19 protein-coding genes are annotated in these 17282 nt (G+C 65.1%); 13 read left to right on the forward strand and 6 right to left on the reverse strand.

Annotated features, from left to right (window positions below; translation table 11 throughout):
• Nucleotides 1-149 precede the first annotated feature (149 nt).
• From ABD652_RS13115 to ABD652_RS13140, 6 genes are all read left to right on the forward strand, one after another.
• On the forward strand, nt 150-722 hold the full coding sequence (locus tag ABD652_RS13115) for a zeta toxin family protein (RefSeq protein ID WP_344722113.1): 573 nt from the start codon (nt 150-152) through the stop codon (nt 720-722).
• A gap of 765 nt (nt 723-1487) precedes the next feature.
• The gene (locus ABD652_RS13120; protein ID WP_344722115.1) at nt 1488-2201 is read left to right on the forward strand and encodes a GntR family transcriptional regulator; all 714 of its coding nucleotides are present in this window, start codon (nt 1488-1490) and stop codon (nt 2199-2201) included.
• Between the two features lie 144 nt (nt 2202-2345).
• Nucleotides 2346-3371: a 4-hydroxythreonine-4-phosphate dehydrogenase PdxA gene (locus ABD652_RS13125; RefSeq protein WP_344722117.1), complete on the forward strand. Its 1026-nt coding sequence runs from the start codon at nt 2346-2348 to the stop codon at nt 3369-3371.
• A 51-nt stretch (nt 3372-3422) separates the two neighbouring features.
• Complete coding sequence (locus ABD652_RS13130; RefSeq protein WP_344722119.1) at nt 3423-4409, forward strand: tripartite tricarboxylate transporter substrate binding protein; 987 nt, start codon at nt 3423-3425, stop codon at nt 4407-4409.
• The gene (locus tag ABD652_RS13135; RefSeq protein WP_344722121.1) at nt 4409-5140 is read left to right on the forward strand and encodes a tripartite tricarboxylate transporter TctB family protein; all 732 of its coding nucleotides are present in this window, start codon (nt 4409-4411) and stop codon (nt 5138-5140) included. Before ABD652_RS13130 ends, ABD652_RS13135 begins: the two co-directional genes overlap by 1 nt.
• Before the next feature lie 12 nt (nt 5141-5152).
• Nucleotides 5153-6652, forward strand: coding sequence for a tripartite tricarboxylate transporter permease (locus ABD652_RS13140; protein ID WP_344722123.1), 1500 nt, complete (start codon nt 5153-5155; stop codon nt 6650-6652).
• A 291-nt stretch (nt 6653-6943) separates the two neighbouring features.
• Here the strand turns inward: ABD652_RS13140 and ABD652_RS13145 are convergent, their stop codons facing one another.
• A complete protein-coding gene (locus ABD652_RS13145) occupies nt 6944-7546 on the reverse strand; it encodes a cadmium resistance transporter (protein ID WP_344722125.1) in 603 nt (200 codons plus the stop codon).
• Nucleotides 7543-7902: a Cd(II)/Pb(II)-sensing metalloregulatory transcriptional regulator CmtR gene (gene cmtR, locus ABD652_RS13150; protein WP_061961091.1), complete on the reverse strand. Its 360-nt coding sequence runs from the start codon at nt 7900-7902 to the stop codon at nt 7543-7545. Before cmtR ends, ABD652_RS13145 begins: the two co-directional genes overlap by 4 nt.
• A gap of 193 nt (nt 7903-8095) precedes the next feature.
• On the opposite strand from cmtR, the gene ABD652_RS13155 reads away from it, so the two are divergent.
• From ABD652_RS13155 to ABD652_RS13165, 3 genes are read left to right on the forward strand one after another with little or no spacing between them, the layout of a single operon-like run.
• Complete coding sequence (locus tag ABD652_RS13155; protein WP_010534181.1) at nt 8096-8692, forward strand: recombinase family protein; 597 nt, start codon at nt 8096-8098, stop codon at nt 8690-8692.
• A 7-nt stretch (nt 8693-8699) separates the two neighbouring features.
• On the forward strand, nt 8700-10097 hold the full coding sequence (locus tag ABD652_RS13160; RefSeq protein ID WP_344722128.1) for a Mu transposase C-terminal domain-containing protein: 1398 nt from the start codon (nt 8700-8702) through the stop codon (nt 10095-10097).
• Nucleotides 10094-10912 (forward strand): AAA family ATPase, encoded by an 819-nt coding sequence (locus tag ABD652_RS13165; RefSeq protein WP_344722130.1) that lies wholly within the window; start codon nt 10094-10096, stop codon nt 10910-10912. The genes ABD652_RS13160 and ABD652_RS13165 overlap by 4 nt, the downstream gene beginning before the upstream one ends.
• Before the next feature lie 180 nt (nt 10913-11092).
• On the opposite strand, the gene ABD652_RS13170 is transcribed toward ABD652_RS13165, so the two are convergent.
• Together ABD652_RS13170 and ABD652_RS13175 are read right to left on the reverse strand one after the other, a co-directional pair.
• A complete protein-coding gene (locus ABD652_RS13170; RefSeq protein ID WP_344722132.1) occupies nt 11093-11227 on the reverse strand; it encodes a hypothetical protein in 135 nt (44 codons plus the stop codon).
• Nucleotides 11224-11337 carry a carboxymuconolactone decarboxylase family protein gene (locus ABD652_RS13175; protein WP_344722134.1) on the reverse strand — a complete coding sequence of 38 codons (114 nt, stop codon included), beginning with the start codon at nt 11335-11337 and terminating at the stop codon, nt 11224-11226. Before ABD652_RS13175 ends, ABD652_RS13170 begins: the two co-directional genes overlap by 4 nt.
• A 145-nt stretch (nt 11338-11482) precedes the next feature.
• Between ABD652_RS13175 and ABD652_RS13180 the strand changes: the two genes are divergently transcribed.
• Nucleotides 11483-12469 carry an aldo/keto reductase gene (locus tag ABD652_RS13180; RefSeq protein ID WP_344722136.1) on the forward strand — a complete coding sequence of 329 codons (987 nt, stop codon included), beginning with the start codon at nt 11483-11485 and terminating at the stop codon, nt 12467-12469.
• A gap of 91 nt (nt 12470-12560) precedes the next feature.
• Here the strand turns inward: ABD652_RS13180 and ABD652_RS13185 are convergent, their stop codons facing one another.
• Both ABD652_RS13185 and ABD652_RS13190 read right to left on the reverse strand, forming a co-directional pair.
• Nucleotides 12561-13433: an aldo/keto reductase gene (locus ABD652_RS13185; protein ID WP_344722138.1), complete on the reverse strand. Its 873-nt coding sequence runs from the start codon at nt 13431-13433 to the stop codon at nt 12561-12563.
• Nucleotides 13430-14296, reverse strand: coding sequence for a helix-turn-helix domain-containing protein (locus ABD652_RS13190; RefSeq protein ID WP_344722140.1), 867 nt, complete (start codon nt 14294-14296; stop codon nt 13430-13432). The genes ABD652_RS13185 and ABD652_RS13190 overlap by 4 nt, the downstream gene beginning before the upstream one ends.
• Nucleotides 14297-14527: 231 nt before the next feature.
• On the opposite strand from ABD652_RS13190, the gene ABD652_RS13195 reads away from it, so the two are divergent.
• From ABD652_RS13195 to ABD652_RS13205, 3 genes are all read left to right on the forward strand, one after another.
• Nucleotides 14528-15082 (forward strand): flavodoxin, encoded by a 555-nt coding sequence (locus tag ABD652_RS13195; RefSeq protein WP_344722142.1) that lies wholly within the window; start codon nt 14528-14530, stop codon nt 15080-15082.
• A gap of 152 nt (nt 15083-15234) precedes the next feature.
• Nucleotides 15235-15969, forward strand: coding sequence for an SDR family oxidoreductase (locus tag ABD652_RS13200; RefSeq protein ID WP_344722144.1), 735 nt, complete (start codon nt 15235-15237; stop codon nt 15967-15969).
• 97 nt (nt 15970-16066) lie between these two features.
• Nucleotides 16067-17263, forward strand: a complete 1197-nt coding sequence (locus tag ABD652_RS13205; protein WP_344722146.1) for an MFS transporter — start codon at nt 16067-16069, stop codon at nt 17261-17263.
• Nucleotides 17264-17282: the final 19 nt, after the last annotated feature.

Here is a 17282-nt window from a genome sequence, read left to right on the forward strand (position 1 = left end):
CGGCTTGGGAAACTGACTCCGATCGAATACGAGACCGTCTACACTCAAGACGTCGCGTTGGCGGCGTGAACTACGGAGTCAACCGAACCCTCAGCAGACCCGCCCAGCTGAAAGACCACGAAGCCCGTACCGGAGAGCAGTTCCATCCCATGGAGATGGCCTCGCTGGTCCACGAAGAGTCCTCCATGATCGCCCGGACGATGCGCACCGAGGCCATCAACAACGGCGAGAACATCATCGTCGACACTGTGCTCTCCAGCGCGGACTCCGCCAAGGAGCTGGGAGCGACGCTGCACGAAGCCGGCTACCAGGTCGAAGTCATCGATGTGGAAGTCCCCTTCGACGTCTCCTCCCAGCGCATCGAACAACGCTGGCATCAGGCGCGGCAGCACGCAGAGGCCTCGCCAGGCAGCCTCGGCGGCCGATGGGTGCCCAGCGAGTACGCCCGCGCTGTCTATGACGGTCCCGACGGGATGACCAAACCTGAACATGCCGCCCGACAGCTCGCAGAGTCCTGCCCAGCAGTGATGCGATACCGCATCCACCGCACGAGGTCACAAGCTCACGGGCTCCGAGGAGGCTGGGAGGTTGACCAGTCGCGAATGCGTCCAGGATCGGCTCTGGTTCCTACGGAGACAGCCGAAGTCCAAGCGAGGGTCCGCGCGAATCGTCCGGTGCGCACACATCGTCCGGACGCCGGCGTCGAGCGCTGCGACTGGTGACTGTGATGCCTAGGACGCATCGCCCCCTTATTGGATACGTATGCACGTATAAGAGTAGTTGAGTATTTGGTGAGACTCTGGGTTCGTGGATGGCGTTCTAGTCGCCACGGCCATCCTGATCCTGCCGTCATCGTTACGTATGGTGTGTGGACATTCGTCAGTACGCCACCGTTTACAGAGCGCTAAGCGCACGTCTCGGTGTCGGCGAAGTTCGCTGTGGGCAACCGTCTGCTGTCCATTAGCGCCTGCCAAGACGAAAGAGATATGTCCATCCTCGGCGCAACCCGAGCAGGGTCTGCGGATTCGTGGAGTTCGCCCCAGTCGCTTGTATGGCGACTGATGTTGGTTGCGTGCTGAGGGGCACGAGCGGTCGCCGAACCCACGTCGAGTTCACTGTGATCGTCCAGTCGACCTGTTCGATCTCGTCAGTTGCCGCGGTAGGCCGATCGAGCATCTGATCCCAAGTGCTCTCAGCGGTCAACCGCCGATGCCAGTCCGGCAGCAGCTGATGATCGCCTCGACCATGGTCCGCGCGTCGGCGAAGGTTCTGCCTTGACGGCCTGTGGGGCGAGGCAGCATGTCGGTGACCATCGACGACTGAGCGTTGGGGAGGGCCTGGATCCTCGACGTCGGCTCAGTCATTCAGAACGGGGCTCCCGGATTCTTCAGGCAGACCCTAGCGAAACTCTGGTCACGCGAGCTTAGAGATAGTGGTGACGTGGCCGGCATCACATATCATGGATCCTATCTGATATATTCTCCAGTATGAGCCAGGTCACACAACCTTTGCAGCGTCAGATCTTGCGGGACCACGTCTACGAAGTCGTTCTCGAGATGCTGCTGGATGAGCAGCTCGTGCCTGGTGCGGCACTGAGTATCGACCGACTGTCTCGGCAGTTGGGGGTCTCGCCGACTCCGGTGCGTGAGGCACTGGCTCACTTGGAGCACACGGGCTTGATTTCTCGATCAGCACTGAAGGGGTACCGCGTCACTTCGCCGCTGTCGTCGAGGCAGATGGCTTCGATGATCGAAGCCCGCAGCGTTGTCGAGTTGGCTGCCGTCGAGCTGGCAATGCAGGACGCGGACACGTTGAAGCCTCAGCTTCAGGCGGCCCATGAGCGTCACCACGCAGAAGCATCCGAGCTGGCCGCCACCGGCACAGCCGTGCCCTCGGGGCATGTCAGGCGTGCCTACTTTCAAGCGGACCAAGAATTCCACCAAGTCTTCCTCGCTACCGCGGGCAATGAATTCCTGGGCCGCATGCTCGACAGCATCGGCGCTCACCAGCACCGCATGCTCCAGTCAGTCGGTCGCGGAGTCACCGACCACGAGATCGCAGTGACGGAACACGCGCGGATCCTCTCCGCCGTCGAGCAAGGAGACGTCGAAGCGGCAGTTCATGCCATGAGGTGCCATCTCGATGGGGTCAAGGAACGCGCCATAAGCGACTCCGAAGACTCGCAATTACCTCAGACATGAGCCACGTGCCCCGGGGCTGTCTCAGCAATCCCAAGATTGTTCGCCACCGGCGAGGTCGTTCATCAGCGATGCCGGTGCTGTTGCACAGAGCCCTGGCGGAGCGAGCAATCGTCCACCGGCATTTAGAAAGGTCGTAGAACTGTCATGAGTGTCCAGAACCCCATCCGTCCCCGACTTGCCGTGACTATCGGTGACCCCTCCGGCATCGGGCCGGAGCTGGTAGCCAAGCTGCTGGCAAGCCAGAAGAACCGCGACCAGGCCGACATCTATGTCCTGGCAACCGACCAGGAAATCACCACCGCCGCCACTGAGATCGGAGTTTCAGTGCCGGTTTCCGGGAGGCCATCGTCCCAGGCTGTCACCGCCGTCGGCTCTACTCAATCAACAACAGCTGTGCCGCGCGGGGAAGCGACCGTCGCCGGCGGCAGGCGCGCTCTGGCAGACCTGCAACAAGCGGTGCAGATGTATCGTCGCGGTGAAGTCGACGGCATCATGTTTGCCCCGCTGAACAAATCCGCACTGGGGCAAGCCGGCATGAATCAGGACGACGAACTGCGTTGGTTCGCAGAGCTGCTTGATTATAAGGGAACCACTTCGGAGCTCAACCTCGTGCCCGGGCTGACGACCTCACGGGTGACCTCCCACATCCCGCTCAGTCAGGTCGCTGAACACATCAGCGCCCGAGGCGTGCTCGAAGCGATCAAACTGCTGCATTCCACAATCAGAGGATTCGGGACCGAGAAACCGCGCATCGCAGTGTGCGCGCTCAATCCTCACGCCGGCGAAGGAGGCAAATTCGGCCATGAGGAGGTCGACCACATCGCCCCCGGTGTAGAGCTCGCCCAGGTCCAGGGCATCGATGCCTCCGGCCCATATCCCTGCGACACCCTGTTCATCAAGGCCCACGCAGGCGACTACGACGGGGTGGTGACGATGTACCACGACCAGGGTCAGATCGCGATGAAACTCATGGGATTCGACCAGGGCGTCACTGTGCAAGGTGGACTGCCTGTCCCCATTGCTACGCCAGCGCACGGCACCGCATACCAGATCGTCGGGGAGGGCATTGCCAACATCGGCCCCAGCCAGCGCGCGTTCGACACCGCCGTCTCACTGGCCTCCCAGAACCTCGCCGCACAGACCCACAACACACAGGGCCTCACTGTCTGATCGCTCCGCTGTCTGATCACTCGGAGGAGAACACGTTCCAGGAGGATCCACATGATCCCTATCAAACAACGACCAGCCGCTCTCTCAACGGTCACTGCATTGTCGATGATTGCCCTGACTGCATGCTCCGGTACCGCTACCGACGGGATGGGCGGCGATTCCGGAGAGTTCGAGCCTGCTGCACGGGTGTCGATGATCGTACCCTTCGCCGCCGGTGGCGGATCCGACTTGGCAGGTCGAGCCATCGCCGAAGGGCTCGAGGATCCCACCGGCTCGACCGTGACAGTCCAGAACCTCGTAGGAGGGTCCGGTGCGGTGGGCTACTCCCAGTTCCTCGCCGACACTGGCAACCCCAATGTACTGCTTGCTAGCGAAACCGCGCTGATGACCCTCCCCACCGTTCAGGACGTCGAGTTCGACTATGAGGACTTCACCCCGATCATGAAGGTCGGTGAAGACTTCAACATCGTCGTCGCCGCCCCGGACGCTCCCTACGAGACTTGCAAAGAAGTCGTCGATGCCGCGACAGAGAACGAGGACCTAACAGCTGCAACCTCTGGGGCGACCGGACCTGATCACATTGCCTGGAGTCTGATTGAGGATCAGTTCGACATCAGTCTCGACCGCGTGACTTTCGAATCTACCGCTGAGGTCACTGCGGCGTTGGTCGGCGGTCACGTCGATGTCGCCGCCACGAACCCCGGCGAAGTAGTAGGACAGATCGAATCCGGAGACATCAAACCCCTGTGCGCTCTGGCTCCTGAACGCTACGACTACCCGGAACTGGCCGACATCCCCACTGGCAAGGAACAAGGGATCGACGTCACCTTCGCCCAATGGCGCGGGTTCATTGCCCCAGGAGGAATCTCGGAATCTGCTCGGCAGTACTGGATCGATGCGGCGAAGCAGTACGCCAAGTCACCGGCTTACGACGAGTACATCGAATCCAACATGCTTCAGCCCCAGTCGCTCTTCGGCGATGAGTTCGCTTCTTACCTCGATGACTACAACGACGACGTGGAATCGGTGCTTGGCTGATGAATGAGACCACAACTGCTTCAACAACTGTTTCACAACCTGCCGCGACGCCTGGCACACCATCCGATACGCGTCCAGCACTCTCCGACGTCGTAGGAACTGCGGTCCTCGGTGTGATCGGTGTCGCCGCAGTCATCGGAGGACTCGGCTACGGGGTACTCGTCGACGGCGTGATCGGGCCTGGGTTCCTGCCCATAGTCGCCGGCGGCTTCGTGGCGATCGCCTCAGTGGCGGAGATCGCCCGGCTCTACCGCGCAGCCAGGACCAATCCTGTTCCAGCAGTCTCCGTCGCAGAAGCGACTCCGACGTATACCGCCGTCGATGTTGGGGACGCTGCCACAGGCCCTGGCAACGAAGCCGAGATCAACGGTGCTGGCCAGAGCGAAGACCCTCAAGGGATGGGTACTGGGGCCTCGGCAGGAACAGACGATCAGCACGGCGACCAGTCTGAGGAGTCCGAGACTGACCGCGATACGTTCGGCCGCACATCCCGACAGCGTCGATCCGCCATCATGAAGATCTTCGCGCTGATGCTGGCGGTGCTCTGCACTGTAATGGTGATCGGGCTGCTTCCGGCCCTGACCGCGATGCTGCTGACACTAATGCTCTGGGTCGAACGTAAACCACTGCTTCCCTCGCTGCTGGTCTCTCTAGCAGGGCTCGGGGTGGCCTACCTGCTGTTCGTCCAACTTCTCGGGGTTCCCACTCCGGTCGGAATCTTCGGCTTCTAGGAGGGGGTCGACATGTTTGAAAACCTGCAACTCGGGCTGGAAACCGCAGTCAGCCCCGAGAATCTCATCTGGTGCTTCATCGGAGTCCTCATTGGCACCTGCATCGGCATGATGCCCGGCCTCGGATCGACCACCGGTGTGGCCATCCTGCTGCCGATGACGTTGGCGATGGAACCAGTCACCGCACTGATCATGCTCGCCGGCATCTACTACGGCAGCCAATACGGCTCCTCGATCAGCTCCATCTTGCTCTCGACGCCGGGAGACTCCTCCAGTGTGGTTCTGACACTCGACGGCTATCAGATGGCACGCAAAGGCCGAGCCGGGGCGGCCCTAGCCATCTCGGCGATCGCCTCATTCGTCTCAGCAATCCTCACGCTGGCGCTGCTGCTGGCCGTCGCCGCCCCCATCGCCGACCTCACCCTCGAATTCGGCCCACCTGAGAACCTGGCCATCATTCTCCTGGGGCTGGCAACGATCGTCTCCTTCGCCGGAGAGAACATGCTGCGCGGCATCATCATGGCCGCTGTTGGCCTGCTGCTCTCCACCGTCGGCGTCGCCTCCGGATTCACCACCGACCGCTTCACTTTCGGCTCCATCAATCTGCTCGGCGGGCTTGACTTCGTCGCCGTGATGATCGGGCTCTTCGCCATCGGAGAGGTCCTCCACCAGATCCACCGCGGCGGAGAGAAACCCATCCGTGCCGGCTTCCGCGATCTGATGCTAACCAAGGAAGAAGCCCGACGGGTTCCTGCTCCCTCGCTGCGCGGAACCGGCCTGGGCTTCGGCCTGGGCATCCTGCCCGGGGCAGGCGCGACCTTGGCAACCTTCATGGCCTACGGCCTGGAGAAACAGGTCAGCCGCTTCAAGAAGCTCATTGGCAAAGGCGCAGTCGAAGGGGTCGCAGCCCCTGAATCCGCGAACAACGCCGCCGCCAACGCCAGCTTCATCCCCACACTGACTCTCGGGATCCCCGGAAGCGGTACGACAGCAGTCCTACTTGGCGCATTCGTCATCTTCGGGCTGCAACCAGGGCCGATGCTCTTCGAAGACCAGCCCGCCTTGGTTTGGGGACTGCTGGTCTCCTTCTTCTTCGGCAACCTTTTCCTGCTGATCCTGAACCTGCCTCTCGCCCCGGTCTTCGCCCAGGTGCTGCGAGTCCCCTACAGCTACCTGTACCCACTCATCCTGTTCCTGAGCCTGCTGGGCGCGTTCGCCGTCGGCAACAACGCCTTCACCCTCTGGGTGGTGTTCTTCGCTGGAATCGCTGGCTACTTCATGAAGCGGTTCGACTTCCCCGCAGCCCCTCTCGTCCTGGGGCTGGTCCTGGGACCGCTGCTGGAGCGCTACCTGGTCCAGACATCAGAAATGGGACAGGGAAACCTTGGCATCGTGCTGGAACGCCCTCTCTCCGCAACGTTCCTGGCACTGGCCTTGGTCGCCATCGCGCTGCCGGCAGTCCTGCGGCTCAGGAGCAATCGTCGACACGAACGCCAGACCGCCGGGGTCTGAACGGACGGAAGGCAACCTTGTCAGTTGCGCAGCCAGCCTGACGAGAGAAGTCCCTATGAAGCGCCCTGGGTCTCGTTCCCGTTCTCCTTTGTGAGACTCGGGACGAACCCCAGGGCGCTTCACGATATCTCGAAACGCAGTTGTGACTTCGTTCGCTTGGTGGCGGGATTTTTGCAGCGCTCCGTGGCGGTCTTGTTGCCGCGATCACGCAGGACTGGCTGCAGGTAGGTGTCGCGGTCTGAACCGAGAGGGGTGCGCCCGGTCGGGGCCGTTTGGATCGCTGCCGCTACGTCAGAGTCCGAAGGCTCCGCCGCTGACGAGGATCATGACACCGAGGCCGATGAGAACGATGGGGAAGAGGATGTGCTCCCAGCGTTCGAGCACTTCGGCGATCGGGGGGCGGGTGGCGACGAACTTTGCCAGGACTACCAGGGCCGCGACGAGGGCGAGGAAGACGATGCAGTAGGCGGCCACTGCGAGAGGTTCCACGCTGAGGAAGACAGGGGTGTAGACCCCGATGTTGTCGCCGCCGTTGGCAAGGGTGACGCCGGCGACTGTCCACACGCCGACCTTCTTGCCGGCAACCTTGGCCTCGTCGTCATCGTCGTCATCGTCTCCGCGCCAGGCCTGCCATGCGGCCCATAGGCCAAGGCCCAGAGGGATGAGACCGAAGTATGGGATGGCTTCCGAGGGCAGGAAGGCTCCGGCGCCGATGGTCACCAGGACCGCGGCACCGAGGATGCCGGCGAACCCGAGGTACTGCCCGGCCAGAATACGGGCGGTGGTGCCGCGCTGGCCGGCCCCTCGAGCGAAGAAGAGGGAGAGCACGATGATGTCGTCGATGTTGGTCGCTACGAACAGGCCCATCGCCTGCAAGACCGAGGTGAGGATCATGCGCCCTCCCCAGTTGCGTCGCATCCGGGAAGCGAGCAGGCGGGATCGATGCACGGGGCGTCTTCGTCCACTGCCAGGGTGGCATCGACCAGCGCCGTCAGCGCCTGCGCCAGGTGCGAATCGGCGATCTCATACCGTGTCCGGCGACCCTCGGGCTCGGAGACGACGATCCCGCAATCGCGCAGGCATGCCAGGTGGTTGGACACGTTCGGGCGTGTCAGGTCCAGATCTCGGGCCAGTTCCGCCGGGTAAGCGGGATGGTCGAGCAGGGTCAGGATGATCCGGGATCGAGTGGGGTCGGCCAGTGCGCGACCCAGGCGGTTCATCACGTCGAGACGCGAAGCAATAGTCAGCATGGACTGAAGTATACAGCAGGCACTGAACACTCTCGCGCAGGCGCCAGGCCAGACCGCATGCCCGCAAGGGGAACCCTCACCGGACACCACCGCTACTCATCGAGAGGAACGACGGCACGCCTGGCGGGCTGTCCCGTAAGACCCGTCCGGTGAACTGTCCGGTGAAGGGAGGCTATGTGACACACTGGGGAGCATGTCACCCTTGAAGGTCGGCTATGCCCGAGTCTCCACAGACGAGCAGGACCTGACCGCGCAGCGTGACGGACTCGCGGCGTTCGGCGTCGATCCCAAGCGCATCTACGTCGATCACGGGCTCACGGGCCGCAACGCCGACCGTGAGGGCCTGCGGCAGGCGCTGGCTGCCTGTCGGGACGGCGATACGTTCGTGGTCACCAAGCTCGATCGGCTGGCGCGTTCGGTCCGTGATGCCCACCAGATCGCCGACGACCTCGCGGCGCGGGAAGTGAAGCTGAGCATCGCCGGATCGGTGTATGACCCGACCGACCCGATGGGGAAACTGTTGTTCAACGTGCTGGCAATGGTCGCCGAGTTCGAAGCAGACCTCATCCGTGCCCGCACCCGCGAGGGGATGAAGGTCGCCAAGGCCAAGGGCCGGCTGCGCGGGAAGTCACCGAAGCTCACCCCCCGGCAAGAAGCTCACCTCGTCCAGCTACATGCCGCCGACGAGCACACCGTGGGCGAGCTGGCAGAGCTGTTCAGCGTGGGCCGCTCCACGGTCTACCGCGCCCTTCAGCGCGCCGAGCGCGGGCGCGAGAACGCCTTGCAGTAGGTGCATCGTGGACGCTCGAGCGCGGTGGCGAATCCTCAGGCTCCACGTCGAGGACCAGGTGCCCCTCGCGCGCTTAGCTCGCGAGACCGAAGTTGGGCTACGGACCCTGGAGCGCTGGCACGCCCGCTACCGCGCTGACGGCTACGCCGGACTGGAGACAGCCTCACGGGCGGACACCGGGACCCGCCGCCTTCCGCCCGACCTCGTCGACCTGATCGAGGGCCTGGCACTGAGCAAGCCGCGGCCGGCCATCGCTACGATCCATCGCAAAGTCACCGGCATCTGCGCCACCCGGAGATGGCCGGTCCCCTCCTACTCGGTGGTGTGGGACATCGTGCGGACCCTGGATCCCGGCATGGTCACCCTCGCCCTGGAGGGTGCAGCGTCCTACCGCGACAAGCACGAGCTGGTGCTCCGCCGGCAAGCAGACCTGCCCAACGCGATGTGGCAATCCGATCACACCATGCTCGACATCCTGGTGGTTGGCACCGACGGCAAGCCCGCACGGCCATGGCTGACAACGATCCTCGACGACTGCTCCCGGGCGGTCTGCGGCTACACAGTCTTCCTGGGCGCACCGTCGGCGATGAACACCGCCCTGGCGCTGCGCCAAGCGATCTGGCACAAGATCGACCCGGCCTGGCCGATGTGCGGCCTGCCCGACGTGCTCTACGTCGACCACGGCAGCGACTTCACCAGTGACCAGCTCGCCCACACCGCCGTCGACCTCCATATCCGACTGATCCACTCCACCGTCGCCCGACCCCAGGGACGGGGCAAGATCGAGCGGTTCTTCGGGACCATCAACACCGAGCTACTCGCCACCCTGCCCGGACACATCACCGAAGGGGACCCCTGGCCGACACCGAAACTGTCCCTGGCCGCCCTCGATAGCGCCCTGGAGGCGTTCGTGGCCACCTACAACGACCGCACGCACAGCGAGCTCGGAACCTCCCCGCGCAGCGCGTGGATCGCGGACGGCTGGCTGCCCCGAATGCCCGACAGCCTGGAAGACCTCGACGGACTGCTGTTGACCGTCGCCAAGACCCGCGTCGTGCGCCGCGATGGCATCCGCTTCCAGGGCCTGCGCTACGTCTCGCCGACTCTGGCCGGCTACGTCGGAAGTTCGGTCGTGATCCGCTACGACCCCCGCGACATCACCGAGATCCGCGTCTTCGATCACGACGAATTCGTCTGCAAGGCCGTCAACCAAGAGCACCACGATCAAAAGGTCAGCCTCAAGGAGATCCAGGCCGCGCGCAACGCCCGCCGCCGAGCGCTGCGAGCCGGCATCAACGAACGCATCGCCCTCGTGGCCGCACCTACCGAGACACCACGGATCACCGAAGCACCGACTCCGGCGCCGACGTCGGCCTTGAAGATCTACAAGGAGGACCTCAGGTGAGTCAGCGCTTCATCGTCACCAAGGAGCACCGCCGCTTCACCGAGTTCGCCGACGCCGTGCGCCGCGGGCACACCATCGGTTTGTGCTTCGGATCAGCCGGCGTAGGAAAGACACTCTCCGCGCGCCGCTACGCACACTACGAGAAGGCTCATGACCTGCTGACCTACTGGGGGCCGCGCTCCGACAACGACGCCAAGATCTACGCCGCCTTGAACCGGAGCCGCACCGTGCTCTACACCCCCAGCGTGCTGACCACCCCGCGGACCCTGAAGGACGAGCTGACCCAAGCCATCACCCGCACCAACATGTGCATCGAGCAGCACCTCGTACCTCCCGGCACGGCCGCTCCCGAGGCCTGGGGATGGCGAGACGGCAGGAACTACGTGGAGCTGATCATCGTCGACGAGGCCGAACGACTGCGTCCCGCCGCGCTGGAACTGCTGCGCGATCGCTACGACCGCGACGACATCGCCCTGATCCTGATCGGCATGCCCGGCCTGGAGAAGCAGTTCAGCCACTACCCCCAGTTCTACAGCCGAGTCGGCTTCGCCCACCAGTACCGGTCCCTGGGACAAGACGAACTGCTGTTCGTCCTCGAGCGACACTGGCGATCCCTCGGCAAGACCCTCGACCCCGACGACTTCACCGACGCCCAAGCCATCGCAGCCATCGCACGGATCACCCGCGGCAACTTCCGGCTCCTCGAACGCCTCTTCCCCCAGATCCAGCGAGTTCTGAAGATCAACGAACTCGACACCATCACCAACGACGTCATCGAAGCCGCACAGAGCACCCTGGTCATCGGTGTCACCTGACCCCGCCACGAAGCGACCGAAGAACCCCGCCATTCAGCAGCCGAAGTCACACGCAGTAGAATCCGGAGGCGGCGGCCCAAAAACGGTCGTTTGTGAACCGCCCGGGCTGGAGTGCCGAGGAGTGTAGTTGTGATCACTAGTTGGCTTGCTTCGTGCAGTGGTGCACGGCGCTCCATTGCGTCATGTGATTCCTCGGTGCCGGAAGTTTCTAGTGATGCCGCCTTGGAAGCGTGCCTCAAGGAAGTCGACATCCGTCGCGGAGATCCAGTCCCATTTCTGCCGCGAGAGGGCGATGAGGCTCTCGTCGATGCTCACTTGCCCACCTCCGCGAGGATGTTCACGGCGCTCATGCCCGCGGGCCAGCCGGCGTAGAACGCGAGGTGGGTGGCGACCTCGGCGAGCTCTTCGTGGCTGATGCCGTTCATCGAGATTCCTTTCGTGTCGAGGGTGCCTGACTCTTCACCCGACGCTAGATGTGGAGGGCCTCCAGAGGGAGGCACTGACAGTACGCCCCGCATCTGCAGCACGACTCATAGCCTCGGAGCAGTCCATACGAGGAGGAGAGACAGCATGGAGACGCGCACGCTGGGAACGAGCGGCCTGGAGGCTGCGACTGTCGGATTCGGATGCATGGGGCTCAGCCACGGCTACGGGAAGAAGGTCGAGGACGCGGACGGCATCGAGGTGATCCGCCGCGCCGTCGACCTCGGGGTGACGCTCTTCGACACCGCCCAGGTCTATGGCCCGTTCGTCAACGAGGAGCTCATCGGCACGGCCCTCGCACCGGTCCGTGACCAGGTCGCGATCGCTACGAAGTTCGGCTTCGACTTCGAGGGCACCCGCGAGTCAGGTCTGAACAGCACCCCGGAGTACATCCGCCGGACTGTGGAGGGCTCGCTGCAGCGGCTCGGGGTGGAGAGGATCGACCTGCTCTACCAGCACCGCGTCGACCCCGATGTGCCGATCGAGGACGTCGCCGGGACTGTGCAGGAGCTCATCGAGGCCGGAAAGGTCGGCCACTTCGGCCTCTCCGAGGCCGGAGCCTCCACGATCCGCCGAGCCCACAGCGTCCAGCCGGTCGCGGCGCTGCAGAGCGAGTACTCGCTGTGGTGGCGCGAGCCCGAGGCGGAGATCCTGCCGACCCTGGAGGAGCTGGGCATCGGCCTGGTCCCCTTCAGCCCGCTCGGCAAGGGCCTGCTCACCGGCACCATCGACAGCTCGACCACCTTCGCCGACGGCGACGTCCGCGCCTCTCTGCCGCGCTACAGCCAGCAGAGTCGCCGTGCCGGCGACCAGCTCGTCGACCTGGTCACCGCGATCGCCGAGCGCAAGGACGTCACACCCGGTCAGATCGCACTGGCGTGGTTGCTCGCCCAGCACCGGTGGATCGTGCCCATCCCCGGCACGACGAAGATCCACCGCCTGGAGGAGAACGTCGGCGCGGCCGCGGTCGGGCTGAGCGACGACGAACTGTCGCAACTGACCGAGCAGTCCGCCCGGATCGACACCGCGGCCCCGCGCTATCCGGAGAAGATGCAGGAGTGGATCGACCGCTGACCGGACGAGACAGAAGCGCCTCGCCTGCCGCATGGCAGGCGGGGCGCTTCTGAATAGGGATCCGGTCCGACGGATCCGCGGAGACCGTCGGTCAGGCCTCGGGGATCTCTCGGCCGAAGGTCTCCAGCGTGATGCTGTCGGGGTCCGGGCCGCTGCGCACACCGGTGTCCAGCGCGTCGAGCCGAGCCAGCTCCTCAGCGCTGAGCTCGAAGTCGGAGACGTCGAAGTTTTCCGCGATCCGCGCCGGCTTGACCGACTTCGGGATCGCCGAGCGCCCCTGCTGCAGATGCCAGCGCAGCATGACCTGGGCCGGGGTTCTGTCGTGCGCCCGGGCGATCGCCGTGATGGTCTCGTCCTCCAGGGTGCTCTTCTCGCCTCCCGCGTAGAAGGTGATGCCGCCGATGGGCGACCAGGCCTGGGTGAGGATGTCGTGCTCGCGGTGCAGGGCCTGCAGCTCGCGCTGCTGGAAGTACGGGTGCACCTCGATCTGATTCACCGCAGGGACGACCTCGGTCGCGGCGAGCAGGCGCTCGAGCATATCGGGCATGAAGTTGCTGACCCCGATCGCGCGGACCTTCCCGTCCGCCAGCAGCTTCTCCAGCGCCTGGTACGCACCGATGGTCTGCTCGAAATCAGACGTCAGCGGCTGGTGCAGCAACAGCAGGTCGATCTGTTCGACGCCGAGCTTGCCGGCGGACTTCTCGAAGCCGTGCAGCGCTTCCTCGTAGCCGTAGTCGTTGATCCAGAGCTTGGTCTCCACGAAGACCTCGTCACGAGACACATCCGCGTCGCGGAGGGCCTCGCCGACGCCCTTCTCATTCATATAGGCCGCGGCGGTGTCGATGAGCCGGTAGCCCACCCGCAGCGCCTCGCCCACGGCAACGGTGGTCTCTTCCGGCGGAGTCTGGAAGACGCCGAAACCCAGGGCCGGCAACTCGACGCCGTTGTTCAGGGTGACGTTCATGTTCTCTCCTCATGTTCTGTGGTGGGGGAGTCGGCGGCGAGACTGCCCAGCAGCTTCAGCCGGTCCTCGCTCGGAGTTCCCGGTTCGGCGGTGTAGCCGAACATGAACCACTCGGGGTTGGCCGGGAGGTCCATCGCCTCGTACACCAGCTCGAGGTCGCCGACCTCCGGGTGGTGGATGCGCTTGACGCCGCTGCGATGGTGGCGCACGTCGTGAGCCGCCCATCGGTGCCGGAAGTCGTCGCTGCGGGTGACCAGCTCACCGATCAGATCGGTCAGGCCCTTGTCCCGCGGATTCTGCCCGGCATAGGTGCGCAGCGAGGCGACGATTCCCGAGGCGCTCTGCTCCCAGTCGGGGAAGAAGACCTGCGCCGCGGGGCTGAGAAAGGTGAATCGGGCCGTGTTGCCGCGGCTGGCCGGATCCTCCAGCAGCGGTGCGTACAGCCGGCGGCCCATCGCGTTGCCGGCCACGTAATCCATCCGCCGGTCCCGCACCCACACAGGCATGGCCGCTGCGTCGATGAAGCGCTGCAAACTCGGCCGGAACGGCTGCTCGGCCTTCTTCCTGCGACGAGGCGCCTGCGGACCGGCGGACTCGGCGAGAGCGTTCAGATGGTCGGTCTCGGCCTCGTCCAGACGCAGCGCCTGAGCAAGACCGTCGAGGACCTCCATCGAGACACCGCGCAGGTCCCCACGCTCCATCCGTGCGTAGTACTCGACGCTGACGCCGGCCATCAACGCGACCTCCTCGCGGCGCAGGCCCGGCACCCGTCGACGGCCGCCGCCGAAGAGGCCCGCCTGCTCCGGGGTGATCCGGTCTCGCCGGGTCCGCAGGAAATCGCCCACCTCGTCTCGCTGGTTCATGCCCCCAACGCTACGGACTTCCCCCGCCAGGAGGGAGGGACTGGCGGTACACGTATCACTGATCCCTTCTTCCACCGAACCCGAGGTGGTGCATTGGAGCCCATGACGCCATCGCCTGAGACTCCGCCCGCTCGACGGGCCGTGATCGTCGCCGCCGGATTCGCCGCCGCGACGACCCTCACTGGCTGCGCCACCAGAACTCCCCCGCCACAGCAAGGAGACACGACGCCGATGAGCACCGAGCCCGAGACGGAATCCGGCACCTCGTCGAGGACGCTGGTGGTGTTCTTCTCCCGGCCGGGGGAGAACTACTGGTACGGCGGACGACGCGATCTCGAAGTCGGCAACACGAAGCGTCTGGCGGAGATGATCGCTGAACGCCTGGACTGCGACACCTACGAGATCCGCCCGGCCGACCCGTATCCGCAGGCCTACGACCCGACCGTCGAGCGCAACCAGCAGGAGCAGGACCAGGACGCCCGCCCGGCCATCGCCGGCGGGCTGCCGGAGATGAGCGGATACGACACGGTCCTGCTGGGCAGTCCAGTCTGGAACGTCCGTGCCCCGATGATCATGTCCACCTTCATCGAGAGCATCGACCTGGCCGACACGAGGATCCTGCCGTTCGTCACCTACGCCGTCTCCGGTATGAGCGGCATCGATCAGGACTACCGCGACGCCTTGCCCGGCTCCGAAGTCGTCGACGGTCTCGCCGTTCGGGGCGAGGAGGTCGACGAGGCCGCCGACGACGTCGAAGCGTGGCTGCGCGAGAACGCCCTCGGATAGCCCGAAGCGAGCCAGAAGACAGGAACCGTCGGGCCCGTCCTCGACCTGCTGCCCGCGAGTGAGAGGAGCCAGCCGCACAGGCAGCACTGGAACCACCCATCGCCCCTGCACCCGCGGGTGCCGTACCCACCACAGGGAAGGAAGTCCAACCGATGAACAGCACTCAGAACACCGGTCGCATCGCAGTCATCACCGGCGCATCCTCCGGCATCGGAGCGGCTACCGCCCGCGCCCTCGCCGCCGACGGCCACCGGGTCGTGCTCCTCGCACGCCGCCTCGACCGCATCCAGGCCCTGGCCGCAGAACTCGGCCACGGATCCATCGCCGTCCAGGCCGATGTCACCGACCGCGACCAGCTCATCGCCGCCGCCGACCACGTCCGGGAAGAACTCGGCGGCGTGGATGTGCTGGTCAACAACGCCGGCGTCATGCTGCTCGGGCCCTTCTCATCCGCGCAGTACCAGGACTACCGCACCATGATCGAGGCCAACCTGCTCGGCGCGATCACCGCCACCGAGGTCTTCCTCGACCAGCTCCAAGACGGCGGCGGGGATGTGATCAACATCTCCTCGGTCGCCGGACGCACCGCCCGCGCGGGCAACGGCGTCTACGCAGCCACCAAGTGGGGCATCAACGGCTGGTCCGAATCTCTGCGCCAGGAGCTGCTGCCCGGCGTCCGGGTCACACTCATCGAGCCCGGCGTCGTCGACACCGAGCTGCCGGCCCACATCACCCACGAGGCCACCCGCGAACAGGTGCAGAAGGGCTACGACGCCGCGACCGTCACGCCCGAGGAGATCGCAGAAGTGATCGCCTTCGTCCTCTCCCGCCCCCGCCACCTCGCCATCAACGAAATCCTGCTCCGCCCCGCCGACCAGCTCGGCTGAGCCCGCTCTCGCCCGGCCGTCCCGTCTCGGCGGCGGAGCCTGCCCTTCGACAGTCGCCGCAGCTCCCGACCACCACCGATACGGAGGACTCCAGTTCATGATCGCTCGCCTGCTCATCCCCTCCTCCGCTCTTCTGTGGGGCCTTCAGTTCGCGCTGCTCAGCCCGGCCCTGGCCATCATCCTCGCCACGCTCTACGACGCCTCCACCGCCGACATCGGCTGGAGCCTCGCGGTCTACCACGCCGGCGGCTTCGTCGCCTCGCTGCTCATCCCCGCATGGGCGGACCGACGCCGCTCCTATCTTCCGGTCATGCTCGGCTGCGGCGTGCTGACCATCGCCCTGGCGGGCATCCTGGCGACCGTGACATCGTTGCCGCTGGCGACAGTCGCCCTGGTGGTGATCGGCGGCCCCGCAGCGCTCGGCACCACGATGCTCTTCGCCCACCTGCGCGACACCGGCAGCACCACCTCCCACATTGCCGACACCCGCGCCATCATCTCCGTCGCCTGGATGGGAGGGCCGCCCCTGGCGACCCTCATCATCGGCTGGCTCGGTGGACACGGCATCCTCGCCGCCCTGACAGTCCTCGCGATCCTCAACATCGCCACCACCGCGGCGATGGTGTTCCGCCACAAGCGAGCCGACCAGGATGCCGCGCCGTCCAGGACGTCCCGATCAGCCCCCTCGCTGCCGCCCACGGGCAAGGCGGCGACAGCCCTCATCCTGACCGCATTCGTGCTCTTCCAGGCCACCAACGCCACTGCCATGACCTTCATGACCATCTATGTCACCGAGACCCTCGGTCTGGCGATCATCTGGGCCGGCATAGCCCTCGGCGTCGCAGCTGCGCTCGAGGTCCCCGCGCTGATGATCATCGGTCGGCTGGGCGACCGAGTCTCTCACCTCACCCTGGTGGCCGTCGGGGCTCTCGCCGGCGTCACCTACTACCTGGGGCTCGCCGCGGTCACCGAACCGGTGCTGCTGCTGGCCCTGCAGCCGCTGAACGCCATCAGCTTCGCCGTGGTCTCGGGCATCGGCATGGTCCTGTTCCAGGAGATGATCCCCGGCGCGGGGTTGTCCACGGGCCTGTTCATGAATACCCGGCGCATCGGAGCCATCCTCTCCGGGCCGATCATCGCCCTCGGCGCGCTTCCCCTGCTCGGCCAGCGCGGGGTCTTCCTCGCCTGCGCGATCCTCACCCTTGCCGGGCTCGGCTTCGTCCATATCGCGCGACGAGCCGCCGCGACGACAGCCTCTGCGACACCGGCTGCGGAAGATGCCCCGGCCCGGTGACGGGCGAGGAGCTCGTCGT

This window comes from Nesterenkonia halobia, from assembly GCF_039536005.1.
In the GTDB taxonomy this organism is placed as follows: Bacteria; Actinomycetota; Actinomycetes; order Actinomycetales; family Micrococcaceae; genus Nesterenkonia; species Nesterenkonia halobia.